Annotated in this window: 15 protein-coding genes and 3 pseudogenes; 11 read left to right on the top strand and 7 right to left on the bottom strand. The window is 66.3% G+C overall.

All coding sequences use genetic code 11. The annotated features are described in order from the left end of the window. Positions 1 to 7: 7 nt before the first annotated feature. Positions 8 to 754 carry a TauD/TfdA family dioxygenase gene (locus QH276_RS25160; RefSeq protein WP_280400861.1) on the bottom strand — a complete coding sequence of 249 codons (747 nt, stop codon included), beginning with the start codon at positions 752 to 754 and terminating at the stop codon, positions 8 to 10. Positions 755 to 852: 98 nt separating this feature from the next. On the opposite strand from QH276_RS25160, the gene QH276_RS25155 reads away from it, so the two are divergent. The 3 genes and pseudogenes from QH276_RS25155 to QH276_RS25145 form a co-directional block, all read left to right on the top strand. Next, the gene (locus QH276_RS25155) at positions 853 to 1,275 is read left to right on the top strand and encodes an NUDIX hydrolase (RefSeq protein ID WP_280400860.1); all 423 of its coding nucleotides are present in this window, start codon (positions 853 to 855) and stop codon (positions 1,273 to 1,275) included. 10 nt (positions 1,276 to 1,285) lie between these two features. Continuing rightward, positions 1,286 to 2,539, top strand: coding sequence for a helix-turn-helix domain-containing protein (locus QH276_RS25150; protein WP_280400859.1), 1,254 nt, complete (start codon positions 1,286 to 1,288; stop codon positions 2,537 to 2,539). Positions 2,540 to 2,798: 259 nt separating this feature from the next. Then, positions 2,799 to 2,960 (top strand): annotated as a pseudogene (locus QH276_RS25145) (membrane protein insertase YidC); the annotation flags it as partial. Positions 2,961 to 3,573: 613 nt separating this feature from the next. Here the strand turns inward: QH276_RS25145 and QH276_RS25140 are convergent. Both QH276_RS25140 and QH276_RS35600 read right to left on the bottom strand, forming a co-directional pair. Further along, positions 3,574 to 3,735, bottom strand: a complete 162-nt coding sequence (locus QH276_RS25140) for a hypothetical protein (protein ID WP_280400858.1) — start codon at positions 3,733 to 3,735, stop codon at positions 3,574 to 3,576. A 56-nt stretch (positions 3,736 to 3,791) separates the two neighbouring features. Continuing rightward, positions 3,792 to 3,968 (bottom strand): annotated as a pseudogene (locus QH276_RS35600) (NUDIX domain-containing protein); the annotation flags it as partial. Between the two features lie 449 nt (positions 3,969 to 4,417). On the opposite strand from QH276_RS35600, the gene QH276_RS25135 reads away from it, so the two are divergent. From QH276_RS25135 to QH276_RS25115, 5 genes and pseudogenes are all read left to right on the top strand, one after another. Beyond that, positions 4,418 to 4,687, top strand: coding sequence for a hypothetical protein (locus tag QH276_RS25135; protein WP_280400856.1), 270 nt, complete (start codon positions 4,418 to 4,420; stop codon positions 4,685 to 4,687). Beyond that, the gene (locus QH276_RS25130) at positions 4,684 to 5,091 is read left to right on the top strand and encodes a DNA-binding protein (RefSeq protein WP_280400855.1); all 408 of its coding nucleotides are present in this window, start codon (positions 4,684 to 4,686) and stop codon (positions 5,089 to 5,091) included. The genes QH276_RS25135 and QH276_RS25130 overlap by 4 nt, the downstream gene beginning before the upstream one ends. 122 nt (positions 5,092 to 5,213) lie before the next feature. Further along, positions 5,214 to 5,537 (top strand): DUF6412 domain-containing protein, encoded by a 324-nt coding sequence (locus tag QH276_RS35390; protein ID WP_348536657.1) that lies wholly within the window; start codon positions 5,214 to 5,216, stop codon positions 5,535 to 5,537. A 130-nt stretch (positions 5,538 to 5,667) separates the two neighbouring features. Then, a pseudogene (gene yidC / locus QH276_RS25120) lies at positions 5,668 to 6,597 on the top strand (membrane protein insertase YidC); the annotation flags it as partial. Between the two features lie 42 nt (positions 6,598 to 6,639). Further along, positions 6,640 to 7,395 (top strand): class I SAM-dependent methyltransferase, encoded by a 756-nt coding sequence (locus QH276_RS25115; RefSeq protein ID WP_280400854.1) that lies wholly within the window; start codon positions 6,640 to 6,642, stop codon positions 7,393 to 7,395. A 53-nt stretch (positions 7,396 to 7,448) separates the two neighbouring features. On the opposite strand, the gene QH276_RS25110 is transcribed toward QH276_RS25115, so the two are convergent. Then, positions 7,449 to 7,691 carry a DUF2798 domain-containing protein gene (locus tag QH276_RS25110; protein WP_280400853.1) on the bottom strand — a complete coding sequence of 81 codons (243 nt, stop codon included), beginning with the start codon at positions 7,689 to 7,691 and terminating at the stop codon, positions 7,449 to 7,451. A gap of 493 nt (positions 7,692 to 8,184) precedes the next feature. After that, the gene (locus QH276_RS25105) at positions 8,185 to 8,607 is read right to left on the bottom strand and encodes a winged helix-turn-helix transcriptional regulator (RefSeq protein ID WP_280400852.1); all 423 of its coding nucleotides are present in this window, start codon (positions 8,605 to 8,607) and stop codon (positions 8,185 to 8,187) included. 144 nt (positions 8,608 to 8,751) lie between these two features. Here QH276_RS25105 and QH276_RS25100 point away from each other — a divergent pair, with 144 nt between their 5' ends. The 3 genes from QH276_RS25100 to QH276_RS25090 are packed head-to-tail and all read left to right on the top strand — an operon-like array spanning position 8,752 to position 11,210. Beyond that, complete coding sequence (locus QH276_RS25100; protein ID WP_280400851.1) at positions 8,752 to 9,387, top strand: FMN-dependent NADH-azoreductase; 636 nt, start codon at positions 8,752 to 8,754, stop codon at positions 9,385 to 9,387. 48 nt (positions 9,388 to 9,435) lie between these two features. Beyond that, on the top strand, positions 9,436 to 10,038 hold the full coding sequence (locus tag QH276_RS25095; RefSeq protein WP_280400850.1) for a hypothetical protein: 603 nt from the start codon (positions 9,436 to 9,438) through the stop codon (positions 10,036 to 10,038). A gap of 20 nt (positions 10,039 to 10,058) precedes the next feature. Then, positions 10,059 to 11,210, top strand: a complete 1,152-nt coding sequence (locus QH276_RS25090) for a CobW family GTP-binding protein (protein WP_432278694.1) — start codon at positions 10,059 to 10,061, stop codon at positions 11,208 to 11,210. Between the two features lie 77 nt (positions 11,211 to 11,287). Here QH276_RS25090 and QH276_RS25085 read toward each other — a convergent pair whose 3' ends face one another. After that, complete coding sequence (locus QH276_RS25085) at positions 11,288 to 11,911, bottom strand: NAD(P)-dependent oxidoreductase (RefSeq protein ID WP_280400848.1); 624 nt, start codon at positions 11,909 to 11,911, stop codon at positions 11,288 to 11,290. 115 nt (positions 11,912 to 12,026) lie between these two features. Further along, complete coding sequence (locus tag QH276_RS25080; RefSeq protein ID WP_280400847.1) at positions 12,027 to 12,806, bottom strand: helix-turn-helix domain-containing protein; 780 nt, start codon at positions 12,804 to 12,806, stop codon at positions 12,027 to 12,029. Between the last annotated feature and the right edge of the window lie 93 nt (positions 12,807 to 12,899).

The raw sequence follows: 12,899 nt of genomic DNA, 5'->3' as shown, positions 1-12,899 counted from the left end.
GAGTGGTTCATGGCGCTGCCCCCGGCACCGCGTCAGGGAGCGCGAACCCCGGGAGGATCTCGAACTCGGGGTGAGGGCTCAGGTTCAGCCGGTACATGACGCGGTCACCGGTGAATGCGGTCCTGCCGTGCATCCACCGGTGGTTGTGCAGGACGTACCCCTCGCCGGGCTCCAGCGTGAACCGCACCGTGTGCCGGTCGATCGCATCCTCCAGTTGCGGCAGCCAGCGGGTCACCTGCGGCGAGTACTGGGCGAGTCCGTCCCGCCGGTACCGGACCCGGACCCGGCCGCCGCTGGTGGGCTCGAATACGGAACCGAGATACCCGGCGGCACCGCCGAACAAGGCTGTGCGGGGCTGCGATAACACCTCGACCGCCTCCGGCGCGCTAGTCGCGAGATCGGTGTAGACGCGCTGTCCGTCGATCGCGAGGCATTCCCCGCCCGATGCGGCGCGCCGCACGCACACGACCAGCAGTAGCACCGGCGGGTCGATCACACCGGAACGGTCTGTGTGCGGAGCCAACGCGCCGGCACCGAAGCCACCGAACCCCATAGGCCGGGCGACGCCGCCGCGGTTCTGCAAGGTGGTGATCCCGTCGCTGTCGCTGTCCCGGTGCGGCACGACCCGGCCCAACGACGCCGCGAGCGTGACGAACTGCGACCGGGAATTGACACGGTCGAACCTGGCGATTCCGTCGGACACGAGACCGGCCGCCACGCTCGCCGCCCAATCCTGCTGCAAGTGAACCAACATGCGCTAACGGTCCCCCTCGCCCCCGACACAGGTCCACTGACAAATTGTCACCACCGATCGCCCGGCCGTACGCCCCTGGCGCTGCTAGCGTTCCGGGCATGACCGGCTACGTTCCGCACATGTACTCGATCTCGATCAAGGGCGTTGCAGTTCGCGACGGCCGAGTGCTGCTGTTGAAGAACGAACGCGAGGAATGGGAACTGCCCGGCGGCCGAATCGAACCGGACGAGACCCCCGAAGAGTGCGTCGCCCGTGAGATCACCGAGGAAACACAGTGGCCTGTGACCACAGGGCCGATCCTCGACTCGTGGATCTACTACATCAACGCCGCCGAGAAACACGTCTTCATCGTCACGTACGGCTGCTACCCGGACACCAACGCCGAACCCGTCCTATCCCACGAACACAAAGAGGTCGGGCTGTTCGCCGAGGACGAGATCGCCGGACTGAACATGCCCGAGAACTACAAGCGGTCGATCCTGACCTGGTTCGCCCAGTTGAGAGCCGCCGAGAGCGTGTAAGGGGACTGCGGTGGACGGGCTCAGATGCCATGCATGCGGGATCACGATCAGTCGACTTGCCACCGCCGCCGTATGCCCCACCTGCGCCGCCAACACCGCCCCGCCGCCGCCCGCGGTCCGCGCCGCGCCGATCGTCGCCGCGGTGTGGCTGTGGGCAAGCCCGGAAGCAGCCACCGCGATAGCGACCCGGGACCTGCCGACCATACTGCGCGTATATCGGCGCCTCAACGGGCTCAGCCAGGTAGCCCTCGCCGAACACTTGGGCTACGACAAGTCCTACGTTTCGATGATCGAGACCGGCCGACGCGCCATATCGGACGTCACCACCCGCCGACACATCGCGTCACGGCTCGGGCTGCCCATGCACATACTCGGCGTCACCGACGTAGATGACGCAGAGTTCCGGTCAATGCTCCAGTTCGGCGACAGCACGGTGCGACTCGCAGAGATCGCCCGCCAAGCCGGGCACGCCGTTGAAGCCGTCAACGAACTGTGGCCGCTGGTGGCACGGCTGGAGGCCCGCGCCGCCGAGGGCCACATGGAACGCGACAGCCTTATCTTGCTGGCACAAGCCCGAACGGCACTCGGGGTATCGCTGGGCACCGTGCTCCCCGAGGAAGCTCTCGGGTCCGCGGCGCGATGTACGGGGCAAGCGGTGGAGATCGCCGAACACCTCGACGACGACGCGTTCCACGCTCACACCCTGCGCATGCAGGGCAACGAACTACGCAAGGCCGGGCATGCCGTCGAGGCGGTCGCCCGGCTGGAGCGGTCGCTGGAGTTGTCCCGCAACCCAGCAGACCAGGGCGGAACGCTCGCGTTCCTGTGTCGCGCGCTCGGCGAACTCGGCGACGCCCAACAATTCGACACCGCGCTCGATACCTACCAACGGCTACTCGATACGCACCCCGGTAGCGGTCTGCTGTTTCAGCCGTTCACCCTGCGGGAGATACGGCTGCGCGGGCTGCTGGGCACCGGCCGGGCCGTCGAGGCCGGCCGTCACCTGGGCGATGTGGCCGGCGCTCCGGCTGCGCCTCAATGGCACATCATCGAGCGCGTGACGACCGGCGAAGTGCTGGTCTCTATAGGCGACGCGGACGCCGCGGTATCAGCGTTCACCGAGGCCATTGCCGAAGCCGAGCGGCATCGGCTGCCGCACCAAATACAGCGCGTCGTCCGTGCTGCTGTTCAAAACGGCATGCCCGATCTGGCGGCGGAGGGGAGCACTGCGCTCCAGCGGATCCGCGCAACCTTGGCGGGATAGCCAGGATGTTGGGAGGTGTGTCTCCTGCAACTACTCTTCACCATCCGAGGACGGCCGCTCGAGTCACAGGACCTGCTCATGCGATGACCCGTGGGCCTCGGCGTAATCGAGCGACCGCGATTACCACTCGAAGGATGCCGACAGCGTCGAACAGCAGGTCCACCGGGTAGTCGGCCTCGTCGGTCCGGTCGTAACAGATCGACGGACCGAATCCGTACAACAGTTTCCGCCCCGGGATCGTTGACCCGACGATTCCACGCTTGCTTCATTCGCGGACTACGGCGGCGTTCCCAGCGTGACCATGATCGCTGCGGTCGCGATCCCCTTGATGGTGATCGCGGCCTTGGCCACCCATTGCAACGCACGCGCCTCGATCGCCCGGCAGAACCCGGAAGCCGCCGCGAACCCCCAAGCGGCGATGCGGATGGCGCGAGCAGCCGGTGATGCCGCGCTGGGCGCGGAGATCCTGGCAGCGATGAGTCACCAGGCCACCTACGTCGGCCGGCCCGGCGACGCCGTGGACCTCGCACGCGCGGCACAGATCGCGGCGCGCTCGGCCGGCCTGCCCGCGCTGGAAGCCGGGTGCCACATGGTGGAAGCCCACGGCCACGCCGCCCGTTCCGATGCTCGATCCTGCGGGGGCTCGCTGAACGCGGCCGAGGGCGCATTCGACCGGGACAATGCCGGCCGTCCGACATGGCTGGCCTATCTCGACTCGGCGTATATGTCCGCCAAAGCCGGCCAATGCTTCCGAGACCTGGGTGAAAACGATCGTGCCGCCGTGCTGGCACGGCAATCACTCGATATGAGTGACGGGTACCAGCGGGGAAAGGTGTTCAACCTGTGCCTGCTCGCGTCGAGCCTCATCCCCGAGGATCCGCACGAAGCCGTTCGGATCGGTACCCAGGCGCTCGAACTGTCCGGAACTGTGGAGTCCCGCCGAACCCGTGCCTACCTCCGAGACGTGCGGGCACGACTTGCTCCCTACCGCGATATTCCGATGGTCGAGGAATTCCGTGATCGAGTGGCGAACGTCAGGTCAGCGTGAGCGCCCGATACACACCGACCACGGTCGCCGCACCGACAACCTCACCGCGGGAGATCATCTCGACCGCCTCGTCGAGTGGCACCCATCGGATCGTCTCGGCCTCGTTGATGTCCGGCAGGGTCTCGGTGAGCTCGGCACCGCGGGCCAAGTAGATCTCCTGGGATGGTCCAAGGTTCCGACCGCAGGCTGATAGGTCACAAGATGTTCCATCGTGAGCGGACGCCAGCCGGTCTCCTCTTCGACCTCACGGGCCGCCGCGGCGGCAACATCTTCGGCGTGATCGACGTACCCTCCAGGCAGCTCCCACACCCACTGGTCGATGATCCACCGGTGCCGGTACATCAGCAGTACCTCGCGGTTGTCGTTGAGTACCAGTGTCATCGCACACCGAGGCATCCGGGCAACGTACTGGGTGAACTCCGTCCCGTCCGGGAGACGAATATCGGCCGTCGACAGCCGGATGTGCCGATTCTCGTCGACCAGTCGCTCACCGAGGATCGTCCACTGGGTATCGCTCACCTCACCGACGGTAGCGGAACCGGTCCGGCGGCGGATGCATACGGACATCGGCACAAAAAGTGCAGGTCCAGCGCGGTCGGCTCCACTCGGCTGTAGGCGTGGCGAGAGCCGAAGGCGCCTACGCGCCTTGTACCCGATGTGAGAAAGAAACGCTCCTCCCGATCGTCCAACCGGGCCGCTGAAACCGCCCCCGAACTGCAGTAATCGCTCTGTCCCGGTCCGGGACCATTCGGCGCGCTCTGCCGTGCAACGGTCCCGAGACGGCCAGAATTGACAGATGGTTGTAATAATCGTTGTCGTACAATAGAGCGGTGTCTACTACACGTGCCGGCTCAACTACCAACGTGTCGGTATCCATACCGACCGACCTACTGACCGCGGTCCGGGACCGGGCCGGTCAACGCAACGTATCGGCGTATATCACCGAAGCGGTGCGCCACCAGCTCGAGATGGACGGATTGGCCGAAATCGTCGCCGAGTACGAATCGGCCAACGAACCGCTCACCGAAGCCGAGATCGAGGCGGCGGCGCGGGAGATGTTCGGTTCAGGCAACACAACCACCGGTCGCGGCGCAGCGTGACCGAGCCCCAGGTCCGGTCGATTGTTCTCGATTGCCAGGCGCTCGGCCTGCTCCTGGAGAAGGATCGGGCGCTGACCGCTCGGATCGAGGCCGCTCGCCGAGCGGGCGTCCCGGTGCGGGTGTCGGTTCTGACGATCGTGGAGGCCGTCCACGGAAAAACCGATATCGCACGCCTGAACAGGTATCTTTCCCGGTTGCGGGTCGAACCAGCCCTCCCCGACGACTCGCTGAGCGCAGTGAAATTACTGCGCGCCGCGGGCGGCTTGCACGGTCACAAATACGCGATCGACGCGCTGGTCGCGGCCATGGCGTTACGAGGCCCAACCCCCACGCTGGTACTCACCCCGGACCGCGACGACTGGGAAAAGCTCTGCGGCGATCGGGTCGCCATCCACGACGTATGAGCCTCTCCGGTCTGCGCTGCACCACAAACTGCCCACAGGCTGCGGCAGTCGGCCGTGGAGCGAGGTCCATCGGCGGGCACCAGCTGCCGGTTCTGGGCAGCCCGTCTCGGTAGACTCGCGGCGTGGCACGGATCTGGTGGGTACTCGCGCGGAGGCTGAATGTTGTTCAGCTCGTGTGGGTCGCCGTGCTGACTCTTGTGGTCGCGGCGACGGCCGGTATCGACGGTCCGACCACGGCTATCGGTGCCGCGGTTGCTGTCGCGGTGGTTATTGCTATCGCGGGCCGTGGCGCTGTTTCCCAGCTGCGTCTGCTGACCTCCACAGATATCGGGCCGCCACGGGAGGAGAAGCGTCTACGCGGCGCTTTCCGCAGGCAGAGCGCTCCTGATACCCCTGGCCGCCCGCGTCGTCCCCGAGCACCCGGACGGGTTCCGGCCGCGGTGTAGCGCTGTTCGCTGCTGCGCCGGGTCACCTTCGTCCTGTTTCCCACGTCCCAGCCGCCGAGTCCGGCACTGGGCGTGAACCCTATTCGCACTCCGCGGTAGTACCGCGGCGTGCGGCGAAGAGGTGCTCACCATGCTCGACTTCATCTATTACCCCGTGTCCGCGATCCTCTGGTTCTGGCACAAGGCCTTCGGTGCGGTGCTCGGGCCGAACAACGGCATAGCCTGGGCTCTGACAGTCGTGTTCCTTGTCTTCACTCTCCGGCTGTTGCTGTTGAAACCCGCCATATCCCAAGTCCGGACCGCCCGCCAGATGCAGGAACTGGGGCCGCAGAACAAAGCCCTTCAGAAAAAGTACGCCGGTAACCGGCAGCAGCAAGCCGTCGAAATGCAGAAACTTCAGAAGGAACACGGATTCAACCCGCTGATGGGCTGCTTACCGGTGCTGGTGCAAGCGCCGGTGTTTCTCGGCCTGTTCCATGTTCTGCGTTCGTTCAACCGCACCGGAACCGGATTCGGGGAACTCGGGATGAGCGCCGAGGCCAACGCGGCAACCCCGAACTATGTATTCAGCGCCGCCGATGTGCAGTCGTTCCTCAGCGCCCGCCTGTTCGGTGCACCCATCTCCGCGGCCGTCACCAGCCCCGAATCCACGCTTGCTTCTTTCGCGGACTACGGCGGTGTTCCCAGCGTGACCGTGATTGCTGCGGTCGCGATCCCCTTGATGGTGGTCGCGGCCTTGGCCACCCATTTCAACGCACGCGCCTCGATCGCCCGGCAGGCCCCGGAAGCCGCTGCGAACCCCCAGGCGGCGATGATGAACAAACTGATGCTGTGGGTCTTTCCGGTCGGCGTCCTCATCGGCGGACCGATCCTCATGATCGCGATCCTGCTGTACTGGGTGAGCAACAACCTGTGGACCTACACGCAACAACACCTGGTGTTCGCCCGCATCGACCGGCAAGAAGCGGCCGACCGGCAACGCGCGATCACCGAACAACGGAACGTCACAGCACCCAGTCCGGGCGCCCGGCCGGCTCGGCAGAAACGAAACAAGAAAAAATAGCGGGAATACCCCGGGCGTTCGCTGGCAGACTGCTCCCACGTGGAACGGTCATTCGAGGAGTTGCTGGAAGAAGCGGCGGCGGCGCCGGTGGAGGGCTGGGACTTCTCCTGGCTCGACGGCCGGGCCACCGAGCAGCGGCCGTCGTGGGGGTATCAGCGACTGATGAGTACCCGGCTCGCGACCGTGGACGCCGCCCTCGATATCCAGACCGGTGGGGGTGAGGTGCTGGCCGGGGCCGCGAAGTTCCCGCCGACCATGGCCGCCACCGAGTCGTGGCCGCCCAATATCGCCAAAGCTACCGCGCTGCTTCATCCGCGGGGTGTGGTCGTCGTCGCCGATCCGGACGAGCCGCCGCTGCCGTTCGCCGACGCGGCGTTCGATCTGGTCACCAGCAGGCATCCGGCCACGATTTGGTGGGACGAGATCGCGCGCGTACTGCGATCCGGCGGCAACTACCTTGCGCAGCACGTCGGGCCCGCCAGCGTGTTCGAACTGGTCGAATACTTCCTGGGTCCGCAGCCCGCGGCGCGGCGCAAACGCCATCCCGACGACGAAGCCGCAGCGGCAGAGACTGCCGGCTTGCGGATCGTCGACCTGCGCAGCGAGCGGCTACGTGTGGAATTCAACGACGTCGGCGCGGTGGTGTACTTCCTGCGCAAGGTCGTCTGGATGGTTCCCGGCTTCACCGTCGAAGCCCACCTCGATCGCCTCCGGCGACTCCACGAGCAGATCCAGCAGCACGGCCCGTTCATCGCACACTCCGCCCGCACCCTGATCCGAGCCGAAAAACCCTGATAACTGGGCAACGCCACGCGCTCATCGGCATTGCCCAGTCGCAGCGGCGGGTTTCAGGCGGGACGGACCAGCAGCGCGGTGATCCGCCGCACCACCGGGAGGACGAGCAGCAGGATCGGGAAGGCGATCGGCCAGGAGACCGCCCAGGAACGCAGCCACAGCCCGATCGCGAGGCCGTCGCTCATGACGGTGCTGATGAGCGAGACCAGGCAGGTCATCAGGAGTGAGAGCAGCAGCGGCAACACCACGGCGGCGCTCCGTGCGGGCAATTTGTAATAAGAACGCGAAGAATTCATCGATACTCCGTAAACGTCGTCGAGGCAACGGTCATGCCGGAGGCAGACCTTCGCGTTGATTGACGTGAACGCTTACGGCGATCGGAATCGCGACGCCGATAGTAGGCGAGACCCCGGCGGCGCGCAACGAGACGATGCGAATCGGTGGCGAAAACCGGTCCAGCACATAGGTTCTTGCGGTAGTCAGCCCACGGCGTCTCGGAACCGGCGGCCGCGAGCAGGCTGGTGGACGGGGCGCCGACAAGGCTGACGCACTTCGAAGTGCCTTTTGTAAGCCCTTCATTACTCACTCATGATGGTGTTACGCACTACTAGTGAGGTGAGCATGATGGTCGGGCAATCGACTCGCTTCGAGGATCCCGGGTCATCACGAGCCGGAGGAGAAAGAAGTGAGCTTCCTCCGTACCCTCGGCGGCACAGCCTGCGAAGCCCTCCGGGCCGAGCCCGGATGGGGCGATACGCCAGGAAGGGCGCGGTGCTGCGCATCGGCGGCTCAGCCGGCCGGCGCGCTGACCGATTTCTTGCTTCGGCCGACTCCGGTCAGTTCACTGGCGGCGCGGTTGCCGGCGATCTCACGGTGGTGGGCGGCAGCCCAACCCGCCATCGCCGTCACCGCGTCCAGCAGGGACCGCCCCAGGTCCGTCAGCTCGTACTCCACCCGCGGCGGGACCTCGGGGTACGCGGTCCGCGTGATCAGTCCATCGCGCTCGAGGTGCTTGAGGGTCTGGGTGAGCATCCGCTGGGAGATGCCCGGGATGCTCACGTGCAGGTCGGAGTAGCGCAACGAGCCGGCGCTCAGGGTGCCGACGATCAACACAGTCCACTTGTCACCGATGCGATCGAGCACCTCACGGATGAAGGCGCTGTCCTCCGGCCACGCCTGGCACGGACCACCGCTCCGCCGCGCTGACGCCATCCCACTCACCTCTCATCCGGTGTGCAACCGCACTACCAGTATGTAAGACCCGACCGGCGAGCACCCAACGCTCCACGGCAACGACTTCGCTCAGGCCGATCACCCGACCGCACTCTCGACACCACCGGAAAGGAACATCCATCCATGTCGTACCTGCTTCATATCGACTCCTCCGCGCTCGGCGACGCCTCGGTTTCGCGCCAGGTCGCACACTCATTCCTCGAGAGCTGGGACGGTGCGGTCGTCCACCGCGACCTCGCCGCAGCACCCGTACCGCATATCAGCGCTGCCGGCATCACCGCCCGCGTCACCGATCCCGCCGACTACACCGACGAGCAGTCGGCCGCGGCCGCATTACAGGACGAGCTCATCGAGGAGTTCCTCGGCGCCGGGGCCTACCTGTTCACGGTCCCGATGTACAACCTGTCGATGCCGTCGGTGTTCAAGGCCTGGCTCGACCAGATCATCGTCTCCGGGCGCACGTTCCGGCCGTCCCCGGCTGCCGGGCGTCCGGCGGTGCTGATCTCCGCCCGGGGTGGCAGCTACCGTCCCGGTGCGCCCAACCACGGCTTCGACTACGTCGTGCCGACTCTCGAGGCGGTGCTCGGACGCGAGGAACTGCTGGGGCTCGATGTCACGACCGTCGTCCCCGAGCTCACCATGGCCCCCGAGACGCCGGCACTCGCCGAACTCGTCCCGATCCACGAGGCATCCATGGCCGACGCCCACGCCCGCGCCCGGGAACTCGCCGCGACGATCACCACCGCAACCGCCGCCTGAAACCCGGACCGCTTGCCGGGCCGGTGATTCCGGTGGTCTGGTGGACCGATGATCGATCCACGGTTCGTCTTTCTCGGTGCCGCACTCAGCATGGTGGGGACGCTCAGTTATGCGTTGCTCACCGTGCGCGGTGAGGTGAAACCGAACCGCCTCTCGTGGTTTCTGTGGGCGGCCGCGTCGTTGACCGGGTTCGGCGCCCAGCTCGACGACGGCGTGGGCTGGCCCGCGGTGCTCACTTTTTCGATGGGCGCGGGGCCGGCGGTGGTTTTCCTCGCATCGTTCGCGAACAGGTCGAGCTATTGGCGGCTGTCGTTCCCCGATCTGCTCTGTGGCACGGCTTCGGTACTGGCGCTGGCGCTCTGGCTGGCGCTGGACGATCCGCAGACGGCCGTGGTGTTCGCGGTACTCGGTGATCTGGCGGCGGCGATCCCGACCTTCCGCAAATCCTGGTCGGCGCCCGGCACCGAGAACCCGCTCGTGTTCGGACTGCTGGGGGTGAACGGAATCCTCACGCTGCTCACTGTCACCGTGTGGGATCCGGCGGCGTGGGCCTTCCCCGCCTACGCGACCGGTTTGGGTATCGGACTCTTCCTGATCATCGTGGTCCGGCAGCGGGTGGTCCGGGCAAGGGGCCCAGGCGGCGGCATCTAAATGAAAATGGTTATCATTTACTGGTGACCAGTCCCGCGCTCTCCCACCCGTTGCCCGTGACCGTGCTGTCCGGATTTCTCGGCGCCGGCAAAACCACCCTGTTGAACCACATACTCGCCAACCGCGAAGGCCGCCGGGTGGCGGTGATCGTGAACGATATGAGCGAGGTGAATATCGACGCGGCCCTCGTCGCCGGCCAGGGACATCTGGACCGGACGCAGGAGAAGCTGGTCGAACTCACCAAAGGTTGTATCTGCTGCACGTTGCGGGAAGACCTGATCGAGGCCGTGGGCAAGCTCGCCCGGGAAGGACGGTTCGACCAGCTCGTCATCGAATCCACCGGCATCTCCGAACCGATGCCGGTCGCGGCGACCTTCGAATGGGAATTCGAGGACGGCTTCTCCCTCGGCGAACTCGCCCGCCTCGACACCATGGTGACGGTCGTGGACGCCTCCACCTTCCTCACCGAGATCACCCGCGGCGAAACCCTTGCCGCGCGCAATCTGGAAGCCGGCGAAGGCGACGAACGCGGTATCGCCGACCTGCTCGCCGATCAGGTGGAATTCGCCGACGTCCTGCTGATCAACAAGACCGACCTGGTGAGCCCGCAGATCGTGGGCGCCGTGGAAGCGACCGTGCGGCGGATGAATCCGCGGGCCGAACTGATCCGCACCAGCAACGGCATCGTGGAACTCGGCGAGGTACTCGGCACCGGACGCTACGACCCGGTGGCCGCGGCCGGCACCGAAGGCTGGCAGGAGGAGCTGGCCGGCGGTCATGTGCCGGAAACCGAGGAATACGGAATCAGCAGCATGACCTACCGCGCCGACCGGCCGTTCCATCCGCAACGCCTGGCCGATGCACTGGCACAGGTGCGGCGACTGTTGCGCAGCAAGGGTTTCTGCTGGATCGCCAGCCGGCCCGAACTCGCCGCGATCTGGTCGCAGGCGGGTCCGAATCTCACCTTCGAACCCGCCGCCTGGTGGTCGTCGCTGGACATTCCGGCCGGCCAGGAAATCGTTTTCATCGGCGTCCGCCTGGACCGCACGAAGCTGCGGGCGATGCTGGACGAGGCGCTGCTCACCGATACCGAATACGCGGCCGGCCCGAGTGTGTGGGCCACCTACCCCGACTCTTTCCCCGCCTGGGACACCGTCCACGAACACTCCTGAAACCCGGTCGACCGGTTCCGTCGGCGTCGGGCATCGGCATCCGCCGGGGCCGCGCGGCCGGCAGGAACCGGCCGAGTTCAGTTGGACAGTCCCGGCGCCCGGTGCACGTAGGTGCGGTCGGTGACCTGATCCAGCAGGAAGTCCGCGATATCGGCCCGCGCGATCTTCAGCGCGAGCCCGCGTTCGCCGGCACCGAATCCGTGGCGGTAGGTGCCGGTGCGGGGGCCGTCGGTGAAAGCGCTGGGGCGCACAATGGTCCACTCCAGGTCGCTGGCTCGAACATAGGCCTCCTGTTGCTGGTGATCGGCGTAGGCGGGGCGCAGCAGCAGGCCGAACATGATGTATTTCCACAGAAAGTTCAGGTTTCCCCGGCTGTCACCGGCGCCGAGGGTGGACTGGCAGACAAGCCGTTTCACCCCGGCCCGGTTCATCGCCTCGATCACCGTGCGGGTGCCCTCGGCCCGCACCACGCCCTTACGGCCGTTCCCGAGCGCCACCAGGACCGCGTCCTGGCCGGTGACGGCTCGTTCGACCGCACCGGGGTCGAGTACGTCGCCTTCTACGATGTGCAGCCGTTCGTGTACCCGGTCGAGCCGGGCGGCGTCCCGGGTGAGCGCCGTGACCTCGTATCCGCGTTCGAGCGCCTGATCGACAATGTGCCGGCCGACCGTACCGGTGGCTCCGAAAACCGCGATTCGCATATCCGCTCCTGAGTGTCGAAAAGTGTTGGCTGATTGCTGAATCCAGTACAGCCGCCAGAAGCGAGACGGAACATGGCTCGAACGCTCTGCTACATAAGCGTGCGTCTACGGGAGGTCACAGTGCGCGAAAGACCTGCGCAGTCGCCTCGTCCGCCGGGTAGAAGGCCTCGATATGCAGTTCGTCGATCGTGACATCGGTCGCCGACATCGCCGAGGTGGTGACGCTGAAGAAGGAGAACTCCGCATCGCCCAGGCCCAGCCGCAGCGGTATCACCACATCGGCGCGCGCCACGACCCCGGTATCCCGGCACGGGTAGGCCGACACCTCTTCCAGAAGTGACCGCAGACGCGGATCACCGGTGGCCGCCAGCCGGGACCGGATCTGACTCAGCAGATGCCCCCGCCACTGCCCCAGGTTGCGTATCCGCGGCGCCAGCCCGTCCGGATGCAGCGAGATCCGGATCGCGTTGACCGGCGGTTCGAGCAGCTCCGGGGCACATCCCTCGAGCAGCACATCGGTGGCCGTATTGCGGTCGACCACATCCCAGCAGCGGTCCAGGACCAGCGCCGGATGCGGCAGATGCGCGTCGAGCAGGGTCCGGAAGGCGTCCATCACCGCTCGTAACTCGGGTGCGTCCGGGTCGCGCTGGCCATAGCGGGGCGCGTATCCGGCCGAGAGCAGTAGTTCGTTGCGTTCCCGCAGCGGTACGTCGAGGTGGGCGGCGAGCCGCTCGATCATCTCGCGGGTGGGTCGTGACCGGCCGGTCTCCACGAAACTCAGATGCCGCGTCGATACTTCCGCCTGCGCGGCGAGCTGCAACTGACTCAACCGCCGGCGCTCCCGCCACGCGCGGAGCAGTCCGCCTACCGAAGGTTCGGTGTCCACTGTCGCCACCTCTCGGATGCTAGCCGCTGCGGTAGCCGATCCCATTACCTCCGGGGTAATCGTCAACCCGCCGGATCGTGGCGATGCTGTGAGCACACATTC

This window comes from Nocardia carnea (assembly GCF_029869215.1).
GTDB classification, from domain to species: domain Bacteria; phylum Actinomycetota; class Actinomycetes; order Mycobacteriales; family Mycobacteriaceae; genus Nocardia; species Nocardia carnea_B.
The sequence above is the reverse complement of the archived record's forward strand: the minus strand, read 5'-3'. Positions and strand labels throughout refer to the sequence as shown.

Coding starts and splice junctions, on each gene's coding strand:
- QH276_RS25160 (WP_280400861.1), bottom strand. CDS start 754: ATGTTGGTTCACTTGCAGCAGGATTGGGCGGCGAGCGTGGCGGCCGGT.
- QH276_RS25085 (WP_280400848.1), bottom strand. CDS start 11,911: ATGCGAATCGCGGTTTTCGGAGCCACCGGTACGGTCGGCCGGCACATT.
- QH276_RS25105 (WP_280400852.1), bottom strand. CDS start 8,607: ATGGCGTCAGCGCGGCGGAGCGGTGGTCCGTGCCAGGCGTGGCCGGAG.
- QH276_RS25110 (WP_280400853.1), bottom strand. CDS start 7,691: ATGAATTCTTCGCGTTCTTATTACAAATTGCCCGCACGGAGCGCCGCC.
- QH276_RS25100 (WP_280400851.1), top strand. CDS start 8,752: ATGTCGTACCTGCTTCATATCGACTCCTCCGCGCTCGGCGACGCCTCG.
- QH276_RS25155 (WP_280400860.1), top strand. CDS start 853: ATGACCGGCTACGTTCCGCACATGTACTCGATCTCGATCAAGGGCGTT.
- QH276_RS25095 (WP_280400850.1), top strand. CDS start 9,436: ATGATCGATCCACGGTTCGTCTTTCTCGGTGCCGCACTCAGCATGGTG.